At 43.5% G+C, this 20,605-nt stretch carries 25 protein-coding genes and 1 pseudogene; 10 read left to right on the forward strand and 16 right to left on the reverse strand.

Translation table 11 applies throughout. The features are described 5' to 3' along the window. The first annotated feature begins 396 nt into the window (after positions 1 to 396). Together AM228_RS20170 and AM228_RS20175 are read left to right on the forward strand one after the other, a co-directional pair. A complete protein-coding gene (locus AM228_RS20170; protein WP_054468609.1) occupies positions 397 to 1,635 on the forward strand; it encodes a DUF262 domain-containing protein in 1,239 nt (412 codons plus the stop codon). After that, complete coding sequence (locus tag AM228_RS20175) at positions 1,628 to 1,900, forward strand: HNH endonuclease (protein ID WP_054468611.1); 273 nt, start codon at positions 1,628 to 1,630, stop codon at positions 1,898 to 1,900. The genes AM228_RS20170 and AM228_RS20175 overlap by 8 nt, the downstream gene beginning before the upstream one ends. A gap of 444 nt (positions 1,901 to 2,344) precedes the next feature. On the opposite strand, the gene AM228_RS20180 is transcribed toward AM228_RS20175, so the two are convergent. From AM228_RS20180 to pheT, 5 genes are all read right to left on the reverse strand, one after another. Then, complete coding sequence (locus tag AM228_RS20180; RefSeq protein WP_054468612.1) at positions 2,345 to 2,641, reverse strand: type II toxin-antitoxin system RelE/ParE family toxin; 297 nt, start codon at positions 2,639 to 2,641, stop codon at positions 2,345 to 2,347. Beyond that, positions 2,616 to 3,029, reverse strand: coding sequence for a hypothetical protein (locus AM228_RS35515; protein WP_231636881.1), 414 nt, complete (start codon positions 3,027 to 3,029; stop codon positions 2,616 to 2,618). Before AM228_RS35515 ends, AM228_RS20180 begins: the two co-directional genes overlap by 26 nt. A 307-nt stretch (positions 3,030 to 3,336) precedes the next feature. Further along, entirely contained in the window at positions 3,337 to 3,723 is a 387-nt protein-coding gene (locus tag AM228_RS20190) for a type II toxin-antitoxin system VapC family toxin (protein ID WP_054468614.1), read from the reverse strand. Then, on the reverse strand, positions 3,713 to 3,946 hold the full coding sequence (locus AM228_RS20195; RefSeq protein WP_054468616.1) for a hypothetical protein: 234 nt from the start codon (positions 3,944 to 3,946) through the stop codon (positions 3,713 to 3,715). Before AM228_RS20195 ends, AM228_RS20190 begins: the two co-directional genes overlap by 11 nt. A gap of 512 nt (positions 3,947 to 4,458) precedes the next feature. Further along, a complete protein-coding gene (pheT, locus tag AM228_RS20200) occupies positions 4,459 to 6,957 on the reverse strand; it encodes a phenylalanine--tRNA ligase subunit beta (RefSeq protein WP_054468618.1) in 2,499 nt (832 codons plus the stop codon). A gap of 77 nt (positions 6,958 to 7,034) precedes the next feature. On the opposite strand from pheT, the gene AM228_RS20205 reads away from it, so the two are divergent. Continuing rightward, a complete protein-coding gene (locus AM228_RS20205; protein WP_054468620.1) occupies positions 7,035 to 7,241 on the forward strand; it encodes a hypothetical protein in 207 nt (68 codons plus the stop codon). Between the two features lie 84 nt (positions 7,242 to 7,325). Next, positions 7,326 to 7,772 carry a DUF29 domain-containing protein gene (locus AM228_RS20210; RefSeq protein ID WP_054468622.1) on the forward strand — a complete coding sequence of 149 codons (447 nt, stop codon included), beginning with the start codon at positions 7,326 to 7,328 and terminating at the stop codon, positions 7,770 to 7,772. A gap of 1,199 nt (positions 7,773 to 8,971) precedes the next feature. On the opposite strand, the gene AM228_RS20215 is transcribed toward AM228_RS20210, so the two are convergent. From AM228_RS20215 to AM228_RS20245, 7 genes are all read right to left on the reverse strand, one after another. Then, positions 8,972 to 9,643, reverse strand: coding sequence for a Na(+)/H(+) antiporter subunit B (locus AM228_RS20215; protein WP_054468624.1), 672 nt, complete (start codon positions 9,641 to 9,643; stop codon positions 8,972 to 8,974). Further along, positions 9,643 to 10,290, reverse strand: coding sequence for a DUF4040 domain-containing protein (locus AM228_RS20220; protein WP_054468625.1), 648 nt, complete (start codon positions 10,288 to 10,290; stop codon positions 9,643 to 9,645). The genes AM228_RS20215 and AM228_RS20220 overlap by 1 nt, the downstream gene beginning before the upstream one ends. 95 nt (positions 10,291 to 10,385) lie before the next feature. After that, the gene (locus tag AM228_RS20225) at positions 10,386 to 10,688 is read right to left on the reverse strand and encodes a monovalent cation/H(+) antiporter subunit G (protein ID WP_054468628.1); all 303 of its coding nucleotides are present in this window, start codon (positions 10,686 to 10,688) and stop codon (positions 10,386 to 10,388) included. An 18-nt stretch (positions 10,689 to 10,706) separates the two neighbouring features. Beyond that, positions 10,707 to 10,985, reverse strand: coding sequence for a hypothetical protein (locus AM228_RS20230; protein ID WP_199317500.1), 279 nt, complete (start codon positions 10,983 to 10,985; stop codon positions 10,707 to 10,709). Beyond that, the gene (locus AM228_RS20235) at positions 10,982 to 11,368 is read right to left on the reverse strand and encodes a Na+/H+ antiporter subunit E (RefSeq protein WP_054468630.1); all 387 of its coding nucleotides are present in this window, start codon (positions 11,366 to 11,368) and stop codon (positions 10,982 to 10,984) included. Before AM228_RS20235 ends, AM228_RS20230 begins: the two co-directional genes overlap by 4 nt. After that, positions 11,365 to 12,891, reverse strand: a complete 1,527-nt coding sequence (locus AM228_RS20240; RefSeq protein WP_054468632.1) for a cation:proton antiporter — start codon at positions 12,889 to 12,891, stop codon at positions 11,365 to 11,367. Before AM228_RS20240 ends, AM228_RS20235 begins: the two co-directional genes overlap by 4 nt. Continuing rightward, positions 12,888 to 13,232, reverse strand: coding sequence for an NADH-quinone oxidoreductase subunit K (locus AM228_RS20245; RefSeq protein WP_054468634.1), 345 nt, complete (start codon positions 13,230 to 13,232; stop codon positions 12,888 to 12,890). The genes AM228_RS20240 and AM228_RS20245 overlap by 4 nt, the downstream gene beginning before the upstream one ends. 609 nt (positions 13,233 to 13,841) lie before the next feature. Between AM228_RS20245 and AM228_RS36900 the strand changes: the two are divergent. The 5 genes and pseudogenes from AM228_RS36900 to AM228_RS20265 form a co-directional block, all read left to right on the forward strand. Then, positions 13,842 to 13,967: pseudogene (locus AM228_RS36900) on the forward strand (PAS domain S-box protein); the annotation flags it as partial. 39 nt (positions 13,968 to 14,006) lie between these two features. Further along, positions 14,007 to 14,198, forward strand: a complete 192-nt coding sequence (locus AM228_RS35520; RefSeq protein WP_054468635.1) for a hypothetical protein — start codon at positions 14,007 to 14,009, stop codon at positions 14,196 to 14,198. Next, a complete protein-coding gene (locus tag AM228_RS20255) occupies positions 14,179 to 14,622 on the forward strand; it encodes a histidine kinase dimerization/phospho-acceptor domain-containing protein (protein ID WP_156331933.1) in 444 nt (147 codons plus the stop codon). Before AM228_RS35520 ends, AM228_RS20255 begins: the two co-directional genes overlap by 20 nt. A gap of 48 nt (positions 14,623 to 14,670) precedes the next feature. After that, positions 14,671 to 15,000 carry a HAMP domain-containing histidine kinase gene (locus AM228_RS20260; RefSeq protein WP_054468638.1) on the forward strand — a complete coding sequence of 110 codons (330 nt, stop codon included), beginning with the start codon at positions 14,671 to 14,673 and terminating at the stop codon, positions 14,998 to 15,000. A 412-nt stretch (positions 15,001 to 15,412) separates the two neighbouring features. Then, positions 15,413 to 16,870, forward strand: coding sequence for a CHAT domain-containing protein (locus tag AM228_RS20265; RefSeq protein ID WP_054468640.1), 1,458 nt, complete (start codon positions 15,413 to 15,415; stop codon positions 16,868 to 16,870). 245 nt (positions 16,871 to 17,115) lie between these two features. Here AM228_RS20265 and AM228_RS36905 read toward each other — a convergent pair whose 3' ends face one another. Continuing rightward, complete coding sequence (locus AM228_RS36905) at positions 17,116 to 17,232, reverse strand: 4-Cys prefix domain-containing protein (protein WP_354636404.1); 117 nt, start codon at positions 17,230 to 17,232, stop codon at positions 17,116 to 17,118. 80 nt (positions 17,233 to 17,312) lie between these two features. On the opposite strand from AM228_RS36905, the gene AM228_RS20270 reads away from it, so the two are divergent. Further along, positions 17,313 to 17,669 (forward strand): hypothetical protein, encoded by a 357-nt coding sequence (locus tag AM228_RS20270; RefSeq protein ID WP_054468642.1) that lies wholly within the window; start codon positions 17,313 to 17,315, stop codon positions 17,667 to 17,669. 358 nt (positions 17,670 to 18,027) lie between these two features. Here the strand turns inward: AM228_RS20270 and AM228_RS20275 are convergent, their stop codons facing one another. From AM228_RS20275 to AM228_RS20285, 3 genes are all read right to left on the reverse strand, one after another. Beyond that, complete coding sequence (locus tag AM228_RS20275; RefSeq protein ID WP_054468643.1) at positions 18,028 to 18,255, reverse strand: ferredoxin family protein; 228 nt, start codon at positions 18,253 to 18,255, stop codon at positions 18,028 to 18,030. A gap of 126 nt (positions 18,256 to 18,381) precedes the next feature. Continuing rightward, the gene (locus AM228_RS20280) at positions 18,382 to 19,632 is read right to left on the reverse strand and encodes an ATP phosphoribosyltransferase regulatory subunit (RefSeq protein WP_054468645.1); all 1,251 of its coding nucleotides are present in this window, start codon (positions 19,630 to 19,632) and stop codon (positions 18,382 to 18,384) included. After that, complete coding sequence (locus AM228_RS20285) at positions 19,632 to 20,600, reverse strand: J domain-containing protein (protein WP_054468647.1); 969 nt, start codon at positions 20,598 to 20,600, stop codon at positions 19,632 to 19,634. Before AM228_RS20285 ends, AM228_RS20280 begins: the two co-directional genes overlap by 1 nt. Positions 20,601 to 20,605 lie beyond the last annotated feature (5 nt).

The raw sequence follows: 20,605 nt of genomic DNA on the forward strand, positions 1-20,605 counted from the left end.
TATCTAATTGTTGATCACATTTTACATAATTTTACATAACAAAATCTAACTTTTTGTAACAGACTCAAGGCAGCGGTTGGCCAAATGCAGGTATGGTAAGCTTTTCAGTAAGGTTGAGATCCCTAGACCTGACCGTGTTAAGCTGAAACGCATTTATCTGGCGCCTTAATCTGCTGACAAGGTTTGTCGCTACTGATTCACGAGGATTTCGTAGGACACTTTGAATACGTCCAAGCTTACATCTAGTGCAGTAGAGGATCCAGGCTAATTTTTAGGTGTGAGTTATCCAAATTGCACCATGACGAATATTGGATTTCAAAATACTGCAAAATATTCAAGATGCAATCGACGATCAGCTTCAAGTCTTTTTAATAAAATTTGAAGGAGTTAATATATATGATGATTAGTGAAAATGAAATTCCTCTGGTTAAAGGCAGAACTAGCGCTCAAAGTGAAAGTGTAGAAACAATTGTTGGACGCATGGATAGCGGAGATGTTTATATACCTGATTATCAAAGAGATTCAGATCAGTGGGATGAGCGAAAAAAATCACTATTTATCGAATCTCTATTAAATAATTTAACAATTCCAGCTTTCTTTTTATGTGAGCAAGAAGACTATCGGTATGAAGTGGTTGATGGTCAACAACGTTTAACAACTATTCTTGATTTTATAAAAGATAGATTTTCTTTAAGTCAAGATGAATCAATTGATTATTTATTGCCTCAATCAGTTCAATATAAAGGTAAAAATTTTAGTGATTTAGGTGACAAATTACAAAGAATTTTTAATGGTTATCCGTTGACAATCATCTATCTACCCTCAACTATGCCATTAAGCATAAAGCTTGAGGTTTTCCGAAGAATTAATGAAGGCGGTACTCCTTTAACAGGTCAAGATATTCGTTTAGCATATTACAGTCAGTCTGAAACTGTGACGTTCATCCGCTTGTGTGGACTTCACGCAGATAGTGAGTCTTCAAAGCGAATGATAGAAGCAGCAAAGAAAAGAGAACTTTCCAACCCTTGGCTTGATTTTCCAGAAGCACAAGAGGAATGGTCTTCTTGGTGGAGTGAAAGAGCACAAGCAAAAGGTCAAACTCCATCTTTAATGTTTCTTTGGTATCTTGTATGTCTAGAACGTAAAAAGCTACATAATCTGCTTACACCAGGAGGAACTCAGCATTTAAATATTGTTTTTAGAGGGACAACTGAAGAGGTACTAGACATTTATTGCGCTCAACTTAAATATCAGGAATCTCAACCAGAAAAAAGTAACGAATTTGTCTCCAACTTAAAAGTAATTTCTCAAGAGTATTTTCCTCCTTTTGCTGAGTGGATCAAGGAAATTTTAAGTTATGGACTTACTGGAGTTAGCGTTGATACTTACAAACAATTAGCTTTATTTATTGCCGGTGCTGTTGAATTGAAAGTTGAACCGAAAAATCTTTCTCATAACCAATGGACTTCAATCGGCAATTTTCTTCGCAGACCTCGGCAAGCTAGTAAAGATATTTTAAAAGTAGATGATGGATATCCTGAACCTAAAGGACGTTGGTTGGGTAAGAGAGGGCAGAACGAACAATGTAAGAAGGTTGTTGAAATTGTTAAAGCAATTATAGAAAATAATGACTAATGTTCCGAAAGGTTTAGAAGTCTGCGATCCTCGGCAAAGAAACTTTCCTGTTAGCTGGAAGGAAGCATATTTTAGAATGCACTTCAGAGATGATGTAAAAGGATACGTTTGTCCTCTATGTAAACAAGTGTTTAAAGGTTCTAAAGGCTTCGCTCAATTAAGAGGAGATCACATTCATCCATTTTCTAAAGGAGGATTGACGGTTTGGGAAAATCTTCAACTATTATGTGTTAGCTGTAACTCAAAAAAATACAACAAAGCCTAAAAAGCTATCAGGACTTAAGCATTCCTTATCGTAGTAGAGGCAATTTATGAATTGCTCCTACTACATTTAACGCTAAAGATCGCGCTTTGTTTGCAACTTAGTTCAGAACGTGGCTTGCCGCTTACCGTTGAAACGCATTAGAGGTCATGCTTTTCTCGATTGCCTCAAAACCCCGGTTTTTTCAAAAAAACCGGGGTTCTTTTATTCTAATACCATTTACAAAAATTCATGCAATTTGGGCGCGGGAGCACCCGGATTGGGATCGCCCCTACTGATGGCTAAATCAATCTCGTAATTGTAGCAATAATTTTTCAGGCTTGGTATAACTTCTCAGAGTTAAGTTAAATTGTTTCACCAAAGCCGAAAGGTTACGGTAAGCTTTCGCTATGCTTTTTGGGCTTATCGCCCTTTTTTTCTAATCCCAAGACGGAAAATGCGATCGCTTTAATATACCTCACTGCGATGAGCGATCGCAGTAACAATTACCTGCTTTGTCCCCTCGTCAATGCAATAGACAACTCGATAATCTCCAACGCGATAGCGATAGTATCCGGCTAAGTCTCCTTTGAGTGATTTAATGTTGGGATGACTGCGAGGATCGACTTTCAATCTCTCAAAACATCGGTCTAGCTTGCGTTGCAAAGACGCATCAGATTCTTCAAAAAAATCCCTAGCATCAAAACTTAGCAAAACTGAATAAAAATCAAGGTTTGCATCAGTATGATCGTTTGAGTTGGTCAACGGTCGTCACCTTCCCTGCTGCTACATTTTTTTTAGCTTGATTAAATACTTCTAGAAACCCTGGAATTTTCAATAATTCTTCTGTAGCATCGTTGCTTTCCCGTTCTGCTAAATAAGCTAAGAAATCAGCCGCAACCAGCAGCCGTTCAGGAGATAAGCGATCTATTTTTGATTTAAGTTCTTGATAAGCCATCCCAGAAGATTGTTCGGCTAAATTATCGGGCAAATCGGCTGCGGTTTCTGCGATTTCATCCGGCGGAATTATCTGATTATCCCCGTCTAATTTGCCTCCAAAATTCAGGAGATTATTGAGGTCTTTTAATAAGCGGATTTTATCCACTCTCGTTAGATTTTCAACTTGAGTAAGTACCTCGTTATATGTAGGCATAGACTCTCTGCTTAGTTCTTTTGTGGTTGACTCTATTATAAAGAGAGGAAAAAATTTTGGCAATCAGGTTGGCGGATTGATGAGCGATCGCTCATCTGTTATATCGCATTCCCCCAAAAACCCCCCAAAAACCCCCCGTAGGGACACCGCATTGCTGTGTCCTTTGTGTCCTAAACCTGGGAAAATATTAAGAATGCGATGATATGCGATTCCCCACTACCTCGCGGGGGCAAGCTTCGGAATCCGATCAAAGCGGAATCGCGCTTACCGCCCCCCACCAAAAAAACCATTAAACAACTTGCCCAATCTAATTAAATGGATTCAATATACTTAACCCATCAACTCGCTTAAAATCATCAGTATTGCGAGTTATCAAAACACATCCCTCCACTAAGGCACAAGCTGCAATTACGCCATCAGCTAATTTCAATCGATAATCTCGGCGAATTTGGGCGGCACGATCTAAAACGGATTCGGTCAATGATACGCAGTTCAGCAGCCTCAAAAATTCTCGCATTCCATTGGCTTGTTCTTCTGTCAATTCTGGGTAACAAAGTAACTCTACCCAACTAATCGGACAGTAAAATGCTTCTGCATCTCCCGCATCGATTTCATCAAATATCGACTGAACTTCCGGTTCATCATTGAAATAGTAAATGAGAATATTTGTATCCAGAAGATATTTATGACTCATCCCACTCTTGTCTTAGTTGTAATTGAAATTCTAGTGCATCCACCCGCTTAGGCAAAAAACCACGCCATTTACCTAAATTTTTCCTAGGTAATTGTTGGCTACTCTTTTCCCCTTCGGTTGTCACCTGCTGACGAACCAGACTTGCTAAGTCTTCTAATAGACGTTTTTGCTCATCAGGCGTTAAACTTTGAGCGCGATCGAGTATTTCATTGTAAGTAGACATAGACAATTGAGATTTATGGCTATTTATTATGTATTATACCTTAACTGGAGATGGCGAGATATTCAACGCAGCGATATTTTTTTGATGGCTGGCGATCGCATTCCCCAAAAACCCCTGTAATGACACAACATTGGTGTGTCCTTTGTGTCCTAAACCTGGGAAAATATTAAAGGTGTGACGATATGCGATCGCCTTAAGGAATCAGTTTTGTGGAATCGCGCAAATTAGCAAAATCTTCATCATCAAAGATGATTCCTTCCTGTTCAATAGTAGGGGCGATTCGCGAATCGCCCCTACATTTTTGGAAACCTTCCCAAAAATCCGAACCAGGCTTTTGTTCGTGTCGCTGCCGAATTAATTCAACTAAATAATCTTGTTCTTCAACAGATAAACTATCAAGGGAATCAATCGTCGTTGTTTGTTGGTGGTTGTTGGTTGGTCGTCAACAAACAACAATCAACAATTAACCAACAACAAACCCGGTTTCTTCAAGAAACCGGGTTTGTTTTATCCTAACTTCTCAGAGTTAAGCTAAATTGTTTCACCAAAGCATCGCGGACTTTATTATGAATAGGTTCGATGTCTTGGTCGGTGAGGGTACGATCTCCCACCCGATAGACTAAACGAAATGCTAAACTCCGCTGTCCTTCCGGCACATTTTTGCCTTGATACTCATCAAACAATTGCACCGATTCTAACAATTTGCCCCCGGCTTTTAACATCACCTTTTGCAGGTCTGACACGGACAAATCCACCGGAGAGAAGAAGGCTAAATCGCGGTCAGAAGCGGGGAAAGTGGAATAAGCCGCAAATTTTTGAATGGTATTTTTGCTGGCTGCTTGCACCAATAATCCTAAGTCTAATTGGAAGATATAGACCTCATCAATTAATTCCCGTTGTTGGCGTAATTGGGGATGCAATTGACCAAAAACTCCCAAACATTTGCCCCATAACCATAAGGAAGCGGTGCGTCCGGGATGCAATGTGGCACTGGCAAATTCAGCGCATAATGCCGTAGCTTCTCCATCGCTTTGACCTTTGGCGATTTCTTTCCCCCAGGGGCGATATTCCACCGCAATTCCCATTCGTTCAAAGATACTATCTAGTAATCCTTTGGCTTCATACCAGGTCATCCGTTGTTCTTTGCCACTGCGTACCCAACGATTGACTGTTGGATCGCCGCCCATGATACCCGCGATCGCCTCTTTTTCCTTCAGGGCTTCCCCTTCTTTCCAGAAAATCTGACCAATTTCAAAACCGTTCAGGGCTCCATTACCTTGGTCTTGATTTTGTTGGAAAGCATCAATTAAACCGGACAACATTTGCGTCCGCAGGGCGGAATATTCGGCAAACAAAGGATTCGCTAATTCTATTTGATTGGTTTCCCCAGGTTTCACCAAAGAATAATGCATCAATTCTGTTAAACCGGCGCCGCGAAAAGCTGCCCGTAAATTCCGCAGGGTTTGCTGTTCCACGGACAAACCACCGGCTGCGGTTTTGCTGGGCAAAGTTTCGCAGAAGTTATCGTAACCGTATAATCGGGCAATTTCCTCGATTAGGTCAATTTCCCGTTCTAAATCTTTTGCCCGATAGGGAGGTACGGTGACACTCCACACATTCTTTTGCTTGGTAGGAGAAATTTGACAGCCCAAAGCGTTGAGAATGCGTTCAATGTCATTCGGTTGGAGGCTGCCGGTGCCTTTTAATGCGTTCAATTCTGCTTTGGTTGGGCCTAATACTTGATTCACACGGTCAAGCCGTAAATCAATGGGTTGAGGGGTTAAGCCCGTTCGCTTATCCACCATCTCCTGACCCATTGCCTCGCCCCCAGCTAATTCCAGAATCAGGGCGATCGCGCGTCGGCAAGCTTCCTCTACACCCGCTTGGTTAACTCCCCGTTCATAGCGATTGGAAGATTCGCTGCGGAGTCCCTGCGATCGCGCGGATCTGCGAATTGTGGCCGAATCAAATAGCGCCGCTTCTAATAGAATATTCTGGGTTTCCCCATCCACTTCCGTGGACTCTCCCCCCATCACCCCACCGAGGGCTACGGGGCGATCGTTGGCGGTAATTAATAAAGTTTCTGCTTGGAGTTGGCGATTTTGGCTATCCAAGGTTTTCATAGTTTCCCCAGGTTGGGCAAAACGCACCCCCACCGTGAGGCGATCTCCTCCTGCCACCGCTTTCAACTTATCCGCATCAAAAGCATGAAGGGGTTGTCCCCATTCCAGCAACACATAATTAGTCACATCCACCACATTATTAATCGGGCGAATGCGCGACCCTTCCAGCCGTTGCTGCAACCAAGCGGGAGACGGGCCAATTTTTACCCCAGAAATCAACGTGCCAATATACGCGGGACAGCCTTGAGATTCCTGGATATTCAGCTTCAGACTTGGCCCTGCGGGTTTCACCACTGAAACGGTTTTCGCTTTTGGCAAGCGCACCGTTGCCCCGGTCAGGGCGGCCACTTCCCGCGCTACCCCAACCATACTCAAGGCATCCGCCCGGTTTGCGGTGGCGGTCAAGTCCAGCAGCACATCATCGAGTCCTAACAACGGACGGGCGTCACTGCCTACTTGCAGGTTATCCCCAGAAAAAATATGAATCCCTTCCGACTCTTTGGCTAAACCCAATTCCGCCAAAGAACAAATCATCCCGGACGAAGGCACACCCCGGAGTTTGGCTGGTTTGATGGTTAGATTCACTTTCGGCAAATAGGTGCCCACTGTTGCCACCGGGACATAAATATCTGCCCGGACATTCTGTGCTCCGCAGACAATATTTAACGGTTCCTCTGCCCCAACGTCTACGGTGCAAACACTGAGTTTATCCGCGTCTGGGTGGCGATCGCGTTTCAGCACCTTTCCCACCACTACCCCATCAGCCCAGGATGCACGATTTTCGATTTCTTCCACCTCAAACCCCGCCATTGTCAGGGTTTCCGCTAATTCTTCTGGGGATTGGTTAATATCCACCAGTTCCCGTAACCACTTGATAGAAATCCACATAATTCAGATAGCCTGTATTTTCATTAGCCTGAATTATTTTACAGGGTGGCAACGGATATGGATGGGCAGCGGATAGGATGTATTTTCGTAGGGGCGAAGCATTCGGACAGACAATTTATGGGATAAATCAGCAACTTACGATCCGAATGCTTCGCCCTCATGCCACGGATAGGATGTATTTTCGTAGGGGCGAAGCATTCGGACAGACAATTTATGGGATAAATCAGCAACTTACGATCCGAATGCTTCGCCCTCATGCCATTGAAGGGATGGGCAGCGGATGACGGTTGGCATGAGAAATTTTGATAAAATATATCACCGATAACCATGTTATCAGTGCGTAACGAGTCAGTAATTGGAATCAGGCAATGATTAAAATCAGCGAATTGAGTTCTCTTTATGAGACGGATAATGAGCAATGGTTAGAGCAAACCCTTAAACTGTTGAAGGCAAAAAACCTAGAATCTCTCGATTTAGAGCATTTAATTGAGGAATTAGAATCTGTGGGGCGTCGAGATAGATTAACTGTTGAAAGTTTCCTTGAACAAATTATTAGGCATTTACTCCTTTTGCAGTATTGGCAAGCAGAATATGAGTATAATGCTAATCATTGGCAAGCGGAAATTATCAGTTTTAGAACTCAAATTAACGAATATTTAACCCAAAATTTGCGGAATTATTTAGAGGAAAACCAGTCAAAAGTTTATCAAAAAGCGTTAAAGTATGTTAGGAAAAAGACCGGCATGATGGTTAGCTTTCCTGAAGATTGTCCTTACACCCTGGAACAGTTAATCGATCAAGATTGGCTTCCTTAAATCATAGCGATCGCCCAGGGGACAAGAAACCGGGTTTCTAGCAATATGCTGGCTTGATCACCGAGGTTTACTCAAGAAACCCGGTTTCTAACGAAGATCGCGATCGCCTCTATCCGTTGTCTATTTTAATTTCAAATAGCGATCGCCCAGGGGACAAGAAACCGGGTTTCTAGCAATATGCTGGCTTGATCGCCGAGGTTTACTCAAGAAACCCGGTTTCTAACGAAGATCGCGATCGCCCAGGGGACAAGAAACCGGGTTTCTAGCAATATGCTGGCTTGATCACCGAGGTTTACTCAAGAAACCCGGTTTCTCACGAAGATCGCGATCGCCTCACTACCGTTGCCTATTTTAATTTCAAATAGCGATCGCCCAGGGGACAAGAAACCGGGTTTCTAGCAATATGCTGGCTTGATGACCGAGGTTTACTCAAGAAACCCGGTTTCTAACGAAGATCGCGATCGCCCAGGGGACAAGAAACCGGGTTTCTAGCAATATGCTGGCTTGATCACCGAGGTTTACTCAAGAAACCCGGTTTCTAACGAAGATCGCGATCGCCCATATCCGCTGCCTATTTTAATTTCAAATAGCGATCGCCCAGGGGACAAGAAACCGGGTTTCTAGCAATATGCTGGCTTGATCACCGAGGTTTACTCAAGAAACCCGGTTTCTAACCTCGATCACGATCGCCCATATCCGTTGCCTATTTTAATTTCAAATAGCGATCGCCTCCGGGACGCTGCCCCCATCCGTTGCCTATTTTAATTGGAGAAAATTTGCCCTCACCCCCAACCGACGCCTGCCACCGCGAAGGCGGGGGCGGCTCATGCATGGGATAGGAAAGCATAATATTTCATAAATTATTTAGGATAGCTATAGGACTCAACTATAAGGAGAAAATACTCGCTTAAGACATTATTTGGCTCGCCTTCACAGAAAAAATGTTGTTTAAAATAATTGGAAATGTTAAAACTTTATCTCCGGCTGGTTATTGATTGTTATTGATTATTTAAAACACAAAACTTTCCCCCTTCCTGATTAAATCATACGGTGCCTGTGCAAAGCCAAAACTAGCGGCGACTTTGGATGAAGCGATGCCGCCGCTGCCGTCCCTAAAGATTGGTGAAATCAGCCGCAATCAAGTGCTAGTTTTGGGCGGAAATAATTTTCCAGGCATTTCCAGGCATTTTTCACCGAGGCTACAATAATCCGCGATAACGCACAAAAATCAAGACCGCAGCCCAAGACCCCAACGCCACTTTGAGGGCGACGATGATATTGAGTAAGGGAATTGCTCCACCACTGACCAAAGCACCTAATTCTCCGTGGGGTAGTTGTACTCCTGATAAAGTAATGACCGACAAGACAATAAAAATCAAAACCGAAATTTTTTCCCAAAAAGCGGCTTTCCAACGCTTATAGATTTTTTGCATCAATTCGGGGGACGAGGTAATGGCAATCAACCCGATCGCCGTTCCTCCGGCCACTCCCGCAGCAAAACCACCCCCCGGACTCAGGTGGCCGCGAATGGCCAGTTCAATGCCGACGAACGCGCAAATGGTGGCACCCAGACGGGCTAAAACAATGGACGGTTGATCGGTGAATTGATTCACGTGACCTAAAGGTTGTTCATTGGCGAGGAGAAAATTAGCACCCATAATCGCGATCGTAAACACGACCACTTCAAAGATGGTGTCATACAGGCGATTCATAAAAATGATCCCAGAAACCGCATTCGGTACGCCGGTATCTTTAACCACCACTTCCACAATGGACAAATCAGAAATCTCCGACCAATTCGGAGAGGGATTTTCGATCAACAGCATTTTGACAAAAAGTGCTATACCTGCGGCAATGTAGACCCATTTCATTAATGTTTTTCCCCTGATTCTGCTGGATTAATATAGGTTAAAAGTGTTGTTGGTGAAACCAGTTTAGTTTGGATGATTTCATACAGCCGTTGCAGTCGGATGGTGGTTTGATAGACTGGTGTTTCCGCTGCATTTGTACTTTTTGCTTGATCTGCTTTTGGGTCTAGTTTTCCTTCTACTTTGGCTTCTACTTTTGCCTCTGCTTTGGCTTCTACTTTGGCTTCTAATCGTTGAACACAGGTGGCATGAATTTCTTTTTCTATCAGTGCCCGATGTAAGTCTTCTGGATCCTGATAAGGGACGAGTTCCACACGCATATAATGTTGGCGAAAAATTGCCCGAAATTCTTCAATTAGTTTGGCCAAAGAGTCCTGCCCGTTGGCTAATTCATCTTGAAGCACCCCCAAACGCATTACCAGAGAAGAACGCACGGCCACCGCATAAAGAGTAACTGCCAACATTGTTCCCACTAAAGCTTCAGTCAAAGCCACATCTGCTGCCCCAAACATGGCATAAACTAAAGCGGATACTCCACCTAATATGCCGCGAACCACCAGAGCATGATAGGGATTGACTTGAAACACTACCATGCAACCAGTCAAAGGCATCAAAGCAGTAATTAGATAGATATAAGTTTCATGCTCCATAATCGTCACCCTTTGTATTTTGACCCTTTGTATTTTGACCCTTTGTATTTTGACCCTTTGTATTTTGACCCTTTGTATTTTGACCCGCTATATTTTTACCCTCGATCATCTTCTCCTGTAGTAGGTGCTGGATGGTTATCGGAGGAACAGTAGGCCAAAACATATCCCAGTACCGTATTCCAAATTGCCAAAGAAATTAGGGCTAGGAGTAGTAAAGGCCATTCGCTGGGGATTTTCAGTAGTAGTCCGACCACAATAGCCATAGATCCGAGGGTATCGGCGATGGAAAGACTATGGAGTTTGAACAATACGGAGCGATCGCCGATTAGGGGAAAAGTCCCCCAAAACCAAAAGAAGACTCCCAAACCAATCAAGCCATAACTAATCAGGTCAAGCATGGTTCAACTTTTTATCGCTTATCGATTTAATCTTGAATCAATTAAAACATCATTCATGCGTTTGAGCAGTTGAGCCAGCAGCATCAACCCGGCATTACCCACACTCAGAACGATCACCCCGGCCACACCAATCATCCAATCATCCTGCAATATCGATATGACTAAGATGATAATGGAAGTCTTGGTGGCACTACTGGCAAATGCCAGCATTTTTTGCCAGATATTATCATCTTGACAAGCTTCATAGATCGGGATGAGCAGAGCTAAAATCATTAGCAAAAGTAGCAGGTCGATCATTTTGGCCTCCGTCGCACCCAATGCACTTCATACCAGCCATTTTGGTGATATTTCAAAACAATAGTTTTCGGGGTAAAGGTAATTAAAAAGATATCCAGGAAGATCAGACCGGGAGTTCGGTTTGGTTTGACTTGTTCCATTGTCATATCTTCGTACTTATGGGGGCGGAGGATCATTTCAAATGCCTCCATATAAGCCTGGGGAATGGCTCGCAATGTCTCCCCTAGAGCCCGCAGCCAATCTCCCAAGGGGGCTGGGTGTAAGTGCGTGCGTGGTAACAGCAGGGCGAGCGCGACACCAATAATGATATTGGCGGAACTGAGATCGGAGGTGAGCAAAAACCAAATAGTCAGTCGCAAGATGATATCGAGATATCCAATCATGGCATTACCACTCCCAAAACCATCCAAAACAGAGCGATTAACATCAGACTCATTACTCCGGCTAAATGCTCTAATTGCTCCAGAGTCCGAGGCAGTTTGAGCGCGACTCGTTTAAATAGGATTAAATAGGCCGCCCAACCAATGCCGACCGTGACTAAGGATTTGCCCATATTGGCCAAGGTGTAAGCTTTGTAGTCAAAAGCATTGCCTAAAATTAGTCCGCCAATCAGAATGAGCATGGCGAACCAGAATCCTAGGGGGATTTCCGATTCTTGCTTTGATTTGAGATTCCCGGCTTTCGGATCCTCGGCTTTGTGCAAAAGTTGGGGAGCGATCGGGCCTGTATCTGTCACCAGTTGTCTTTGGTGGGGCAGAAATATGAACTTAGCAAAGTAGATCGCCGTGCCTACGGCGGCCACATTCATGGGGATCTCCTGCCAAGGCAACAGATTTTTCATGGCTACCACTTTCGCCCCAAAGCCGGCTAACAGGGGAAAACCGGAGATGGAAAGACCGGCGATCGCCAGGGGCACCCAGAGTGCTGGTGAAATCCCTTGATTTTGGAGTTCTGAGAATTTGCGGCTGGGTAATTTACCGGCGATCAAGAACAAGCTGGACTTGACCAGACCGTGACTCAGCACATAAAAACCACTGGCAAAGGGCGCCGCCAGGATAAAACCTAGTTGGGAAATGGTGCTAAATGCCAGAGTCCGCTTGGTATCTTTCTCAAATAGGGCGTAGATGACGCCTAAAATTGCGCTGCCCACCCCAAATATTCTAATGAGCGGATCGATTTCTGGCATCATCAGGGCAAAACGCACTAGGGGATAGACCCCGGCTTTGACGACTACGGCGGACAGTAAGGCAGAAACGGGGCTTTCCGCTTCGGAGTGGGTTAAAGGCAGCCATAGTCCCAGGATAAATACTCCCGCTTTTGCCAGGATTGCCATTAAGATCAGGGCGATCGCTTCTGGGGGCGACCCACGTAACCCGGTAAAGGCAAAAGAATGATGGGCTTGATAGACCAGGGCTACTCCCACCAGATAAAACAGCATCGCGGTGTTGCCGATAAACAGATAGCGCAAAGCTACCCAAATGGAGCGATCGGTGCGAGCATAGGCAACCAAAAGACAAGAGGCAATACCGATTACCTCTAAAGCCACATATAAACTAATGAAATCGTTACAGATAAATGTGGCATTGACGCTGCCATGCAAAACAATCGCTTGGCTATAAAAAAAAGCGCTTTTATTCTGCTGCCAACAGTAGCAAACCACTGCCGCTGTCACCAGCCCATTGGTCAAAATAAAATAGCCGCTTAATTCATCAACTAATAATGTGACCCCGAAATTATCCAGTAATTGCGGAGCCAATGACAACTTGGTCAAAAGTAAGTAAAACCCGTAGGCGCTAGAAAAAATCGCGACTCCTAGGGCGAGGTATCGGTCAAATTTGGGGAGCAAATAAATGCTAAACCCCATAAACAACGGAAGGGCGAACGATGCCAGCGCGATGGTAGTCATGGGGTATTATTTCTCTCGATTTCGTTGCTTTCCAAGGTGGGGTTATTTTTAGCCAGCTTCATCACGCCGACCAGCATTAACGCTTGAATCGAAAAGCCGATCACAATCCCAGTTAATATCACCGCTTGCAGCACTGGATCGGCGTAAGTCCCATTATTTTTGGCATTACCAATAATGGGTGTCACCAAGCCGTCTCGCGATGCCATCAGCACATAATAACCAATCACTCCGGTACTCATCACATCCATTGAGACGATCTTCATCATCAGGTTCTTTTTCAGGATGATCCCGAAAAAACCGCACATCACTGTTGCAAACGTGAATGCCTCTAATACGATCATTGTCTGGGAAGTAAGGGGTTGAGCTTAATTATATTTTATACTACCAATTAGTCAATCAAAAAAAAAATTTTTTTTTTGATGATAATAATTATTTAGCCTTATGGTTTTATTTTTCAATTAAATTTAATTAATTGTACTCGATGACTTTGTGGCTGTTTTTTAATATTCAAATATCTTGGCTGATTTGATAAATACTTTAAATTTATATTCCGTCTTTATCTCTTTATTTCCGCCAGATCACCTTAGATAAATTGAGTTTTTGTTATTCAATCAAAATTGATAAAAAATATTTTTCAAAATTTTTTACAAATTTAATCATATTTAAAATATTAATTTACATAAATGCCTAGAGCATATCCTCGCTAATCAAAATAAATTATAAATTCGGAATTTCTGCATCAATTTGCCACGGACTAAGCCGCTCATGCGATATTTTGGATTAAATCCAATGGTCAGTTAAGTTATGCCAATGAAGCCGCTAGTCTTTTGCTGGTTTATCGCAAAGAAGAACTGCTGGATTTAACAATTTACGAGATCGATCCGGGATTTTCCCCGCAGATTTAGTCCCAACATTGGCAAGCGTTTCAGCAATCTCATCGGTTAACTTTTGAATCCACCTATCATACTAATCAGGGTACGACTATCTTTGTCGAAGTTATAGTCAATTACCTGGCATTTCAAAGGGATAAATATTATTGTGCATTTGTCCGGGATATCAGCGATCGCAAACAAGCGGCGCAAGCTTTACAAGAGACCAATGAGCAACTTCACGCCGTGTTAGATGCTGTCCCTGGATTAGTTTCTTGGGTGAATGCGGATTTGCGTTATCTTGGGGTGAATCAGCACTTAGCCAACGCTTTTAATTTCCCATCACACAGTTTTATCGGACAAGAAATTGGCTTTATGGAAAATAGCACTAAGTTTTATGACTTAGTGCAAAAATTCTTTGCCACATCCCACATCTGAATCAACTATCTCTACAGAGGTGAATATTTCTTTTGCTCAAGGTTATCGCAATTATTTGATTGTGGGGCAAAAATATCATCAAGGACAAAAAGCCGTGTTTGTGGGTTTGGATATTAGCGATCGCAAACTTATGGAAGCTGAACTGCGTCACTCGGAAGAACAAACTAGGCAGCAAGCGATCGAACTAGAAAAAACCCTAGAAGAACTGCACCGAACCCAAACTCAATTAATTTATACGGAAAAAATGTTTTCTTTAGAGCAAGTCGTCGCTGGACTAGCCCATGAAATGAATAACTCTATCAGCTTTATTTATGGTAATATCGGCTATGCTCGCCAATATTTCGAGGATATCATAGAATTGGTTAAAATTTACCAAAAAAAGACGAGTCTCTCGGATCCCGATCTTCAAGAAATGTTAGAATAAATTGACTTTTATTTTATTACTCAAGACTTTGCCAATATTTTATCGTTTATGCAATTAGGGGCTGACCGAATTCGTCAAGTTGTGCTTTCCCTGAGAACATTTTCCCAAGTAGATCAGTCTCAGAAAAAAGCCTTTGATATTCAAGAAGGAATCGATAGCACCTTACTGCTGTTGCAAAATCGCTTGCAAGCCAAAGCTGGACGACCGGGGATTAAAGCTATTAAAGAATATGGAGATTTTCCCCCCATTGAATGCTATGCTGGACAAGTGAATCAAGTATTTATTAACCTCTTACATAATTCCATTGATGCCCTAGAGCAAAAATACCGCAAAAACCCAGATAAAACTACTTTATACGATAGTATCATTAGAGTGTAAACTGAAATCCTATTTGAGGAAAATTTACCCCAGATAGCCGAAACGGGTGCCTTGGGTCACGGTTATTTAGCCCCGATCGCCCCTAAGTCTAACCTCAACAAATTTGCTCTGATTCTTATTTATGATAATGGCTTGGGCATGAGCGAACAAGTCTAAAGCCATTATGAACCGGGCTTTAGCACTAAACCGAAAGGCAAAGGCACCGGGTTGGGATTAAAAATTAATCGGCAGATTATTGTGGATAAACATAAAGGAGATTTAACTTGTTATTCAAAAAAAGATCAAGAAAGGGATTAAAATCCCTCTTAAACAAAAATAAACGGTGATTTTTAATCCGTGAAAGGGTTGATTTGACCCCCAGGGCTAACATCCCTTTTCATTTTTTGCTATTAATTCAAAAAACACAGAAAATATGCTAAATAATCGATTATTATCACAATTTTTATCACCAGCTTGGTTAGAAGTATCTAACTGGAAATTTGCCATCGCAAATTTAGCCCTTGTTAGTGGCATTTTTTTCGCGATCGCTCCAGGCAGTTTAGGCCACACAGAATCAGTAGTATTTGCCGATATTCCAGGTAAGCTTGAAGAAACAAAACCCATAAAAATTGCCGCTGGCCATGATTCCCACACGATGGAAGAACTCCTAGATGAAAGAGATTTTATTCATGCGGTTCAAACAATTGAGCAACAGTGGTTGAATGAATATGTCAATTATTTTCAAAAGGAATTACCAGAGATTTCTCTGAAGGCTGATGAAATAGCGGATACTCTGGCGGTGCGGGGAGAGCAAACTGGCCAAATTCCCGCCCTGATTTATTTGTTGCCAACCGCCAATCAACTGGAGATTTTGTTAGTATTGCCGAATCGTCAAGTGATTCGGCAAAGTATCCCAGAAGCGCAAAAAGAATTGCTGGTTAATACAGCTAATCAGCTACGGTCAGAAATTACTAATCCGATTAGAAGAAATAGCCGGACTTATTTAGCATCAGCCCAACAACTTTATCAATGGATAATTGCTCCTGTGGAGTTAGAATTACAAGCACAAGGGATTAATACTTTGGTATTTTGTGTGGGGGCAGGTTTGCGGACTCTTCCTTGGGCGGTTTTGCATGATGGGCAGCAGTTTTTAGTGGAAAAATATAGTCTGGGATTGATTCCGGCGTTTAATTTAACGGAAACCGTTTATGAAGATATTAAAGATTCCCCAGTGATGGCAATGGGGGCTTCAGAATTTGCAGATTTATCCCCGTTGCCAGCGGTGCCATTAGAGTTACAGCAGATTTCCCAAAATTTATGGTTTGGGGAGTATTTTTTAAACGAAGAGTTCACGATCGCGAATTTGCGATCGCAGCATCAAAGCAACCAATTTCCCATTATTCACTTGGCTACTCATGCGGAATTTTTACCGGGAGATCCGAGTAATTCTTATATTAAATTTTGGCAGGATAAATTGACCTTAGATCAAATGGCAGAACTCCAGTTAAATCAGCCTCCGGTAGAGTTATTAGTCCTGAGTGCTTGCCAGACGGCGATCGGGGATGAGGATGTGGAATTAGGCTTTGCGGGTTTAGCGGTGAATAGTGGGGTAAAATCAGCGTTAGCCAGTCTTTGGTATGTCAGCGATATTGGCACTTTAGCTTTGATGACTGAGTTTTATCAGTCTTTACAAACAGCCCCAATTAAAGCCGAAGCATTGCGAGCAGCGCAAATCGCCATGTTGCAGGGAAAAGTTTATATTGAAAACGGAGAACTGCGTGGGACAAATTCTCGCATTGTCCTGCCACCAGAGTTAAAGAATTTGCGCCCAGAACATTTATCCCATCCCTATTTTTGGTCTGCTTTTATCATGGTTGGCAATCCCTGGTAATGTCCCTGGTAATTGGGGGCAATTCTTGATTTTCTTGATTTGATTTTCTTGATTTTTCTTGATTATTGATAGTTTTCGCCCGTGGTTGGAGGAAGTTCTATCACCCCAGCGATAAGTTTCCCACAAGGGTCATCCCCTTCCCAGTTGCGCGATCGCCAAGGCATCCTTGCCATTGACTGCCAAACAAGCTCACAAAACAAAAAAATTGGGTTAGCGGATAGTGGCAACCATCCGCGAAGCAATCCTCAATGCGGGAGTAATTTCAATCCACAACCCTGGCAATATTTTGCCGTTACTGGGTTCTGGGGTTTCTGAGAATTAAGACAGTAGTAGGGGCAGTGTCCCCGTGCCTGCCCCTGAATTTACTCCCCCGTGCCTGCCCCTGAATTTACCGGATTAAATGTTATTATTTCTTAATAATTAGTTATTTTGGCAAAAGATTATGGTTCATCGAGGGGTTTGGGCTGGTCTGGTGGCGATCGCATTCGGTACAGGTGGAATAGCGGTCGGGGTAGAGTTGCCGCAACGAAAGGGGATCGAAGAGGCTGAAGCGTTGGCGACTCAAGCAGAGAAACTAGAAACCCTTTCCGATCTGAACAGTCTCACCACGGCTTCTGATTCCCTGAAAGCTGCGATTAACCGAGACGATGATGACGATGATAATTTCCATCGGCGGAAAACACTGCGAATCCGCCCCAATATTACTATTAATTATCACACCGAAACCAAAACCGAAACCAAAACGGAAACCAACAATCCTCCCGTCCCGCGAAAATCACTCGTCCTCGTAGTTCTGTAGTGCGGAGAAGTCGGAGCAAAAGATAATATTTACACCAATTCTCACTGAAATATTACACCATTCTCAACAAGTCTCTGTGTAACCCCGCTATGAGGCGGGGATTTTAATCCCCGCCTCATAGCGCAAGTCGGTTAAAACCGACTAGGAACTGTAAATGGTATAAAAACCAATCTAAAAACCGCTGTAATTACCCGAAATATTGCGCCCTTATATCTTTCGATTTATCTGAAAAATGCTAAAAAAAATCTTTAAATCTTGCCAAAAAACATAGAGACGCGATATATCGCGTCTCTACATATCCCCCCTGCCCCTCTGCCGACGGCGGGCTCCTCTGCTCCCCTGCCCCTCTGCGGCAGCTTTACCCTGGAGTCTTCTGTGATTCGGGGCGTTCTTCCGCTATAATTGCGCCGTCTACGGGGCAGACTTGTAAACAAATGCCACAGTCAATACAAGTGGCAAAATCAATCCAATACCAGTCAGTTCCTTTGCTATTTTTTCCCGGTCCTTCGTGAATACAGGCAACGGGACAAGCATCAACACAATCGGCAATTCCTTCGCAAGTATTAGTAACAATCGTATGTGGCATTGTGTTTCCTCTCGTGAAACTTTCTAATAATGAGTAGTAGCAAGTATTCTTAGGTTGGGTTTTGTTCCTCAACCCAACCTACAGTTTTAGCTACAGTTTTAGCTACAAATTAAACCGGATTTTGTGTTATACCGTTTCCAGTTCTGCGGTGGAGTCAGGACTGACCCAGGCAATTTGACGGATCTGGCGACTCCGGGCATAGTCACGCACGGTTTCCTCGGTTTGTCCAGCTTCCAGGTTCATCTCCACCCGGACAACTTGACCGTTTTCGCCGCTTTGCCGCAAGGTTTGGGCGAAGGTAAAAGCCGCTGCTTGGGCTTGAGGCACTTTGGGCGCCACCAGATATTGCGTCGGGGGTGTTTGTTGCGGTAGTTGACCTGTAGACCGCAAGACTCGGTGCAGTCCTTCAATATTGAAACAAAATCCAATCCCCGGAATCATTGTCCCTTCTGGGTGATAGAGGCTTAAGAGTTGGTCGTAGCGACCCCCTTGCCCTAAGATTTGTTGTCCACTGGGGGTATTGTTGACCACTTCAAAAATAATCCCCGTGTAATAGTCAAAGGGTCGAATTAAGCTTAAATCCAGAATTAACGCATCCGTTCCTGGGGCGCTGGTTTGGTTACAGCTAGAAGATTCTTTGAGCAAATCCACCAAGGATTTCAAGTTTTCCAGGCTGGTTTGTTGGGCAGGATCGAGGGGTAAACTGGCCACTTTTTGCAGCACATCTTCCGGTTTGCCCCGCAGATCGAACAGCAATAACGCCCGTTCTCGCTGTTCTGAGGACATGGGCAGGGTTTCCAAGGTTAAGCGATCTAAATGGGCGATCGCCTCGCGAATTTTGCGGCGCAAGGGCTCGGGAAACGGTGACAACAATGAGGCAGTTAAACCCGCTTCACCTAAAATAATTTGCCACTGGTTTAAGCCCAAACTGTGCAAAGAATTAAACAGAAGTAATAATATCTCCGCATCCGCCAGTAATCCCCCGGCGCCGAGTAATTCCACCCCCGCTTGAAAGAACTCTTGCTGTCCCCCGTGACCGACTTCGGGCGATCGCCGAAATACGTTGCCATTGTAATAAAGCCGCAGGGGATAGCTGCTTTCGGCCATGCGAGTCACCGCTGCCCGGGCGATCGAAGCGGTCAACTCTGGACGTAAACCCAAAGGGATATCATCTTCCCGGTCTTCTAATTGAATCACCGTTGACTGCTGAATCGTACCCCCAGCCATCAGCGTATCCAAGCGTTCCACCGTCGAAGTAATAATCCGGTGATAGCCCCATTGTTGAAACACAGGTCTCAATCTTTTTTCAATCCAACGTTTTTGCGCCACATCTAGAGGCAGTAGATCCCGCGCACCGCTGGGTGGTTGATGTATCATTATTTTTTCTTCCCAAAAAGACCAAATAATCCGCCACCGGAATTATCTTGTTTACCGGCTTTATCCTTTGATTTACCGCTGCTTTGATCCGCTGGTTTTTCTAGTTCTTTTTTAGCTTTTAAAGCCACTGGTTCTTGAGGATTTAATTTCAAAGCTTGGCCAATGTGAACTTTAGCCATACTTGCCTGATTTTGCTTCAAATAAACCATGCCTAATAAAGCATGACATTTACTGTTTTTTGGTTCAAGTTTGATGGCTTCTTTTAATTGTACCACCGCCTCAGTGAAATTCTCCAATTTCATAAATTCTCCAGCGCGATCGTACAATTTATCAATTTTTGAAGCACTTTTTGCCACACTAGGTGCCGCTGGTTTTTTCTCCTCCACTGGAGTGACTGCCGCTGCGGTCGGAGTGACTGTCGGTGTGGTCGGAGTCGCAGCCTTTGGCGCCGGTTTAGCCGCCAGTGGCGATCCGGTTAAAGATTGACCGCTACTTTGTTTTCTCAGCAGATAGACTAAATTTAACTCGCTAATTTGACCAATCATTTCCAGGGTTTTGCTAAAAGATTCATATTCTTGATTAGCGAGTTCTTCTAAGGCTTTTTTATAGTCTTCGTCAAAATTTTGTGACGTTAATAATTTTTTAGCAGATTCACTATTGATTTTAAGTTGATCCTTTTCTTGAACCAGGCGTTTAGCCATCGTTTTCAGAATCACCGTATATTCAGCGCGATCGCGATCTTTGGTCAACTGGTTATAAGCGGGACTCACCAACTTAGCCAGTAAATCACTGGCTAACTTTTGGTCTTCGGGAGTCTCGGCTTTACAACTATCTGGATGAAGGCGTCGGGCTATTTGCATATAGCGTTTACGAATTGGATTGGGCTGTGCATCCACCGGAACGCCCAAAACGGCATAGTGATCGGTAAAATCAAATTGAAATAAGCCCTGGGTAATTTTAAAAGACATCGTTA

The sequence above is a fragment of the Planktothricoides sp. SR001 genome (assembly GCF_001276715.1).
Lineage (GTDB): Bacteria > Cyanobacteriota > Cyanobacteriia > Cyanobacteriales > Laspinemataceae > Planktothricoides > Planktothricoides raciborskii.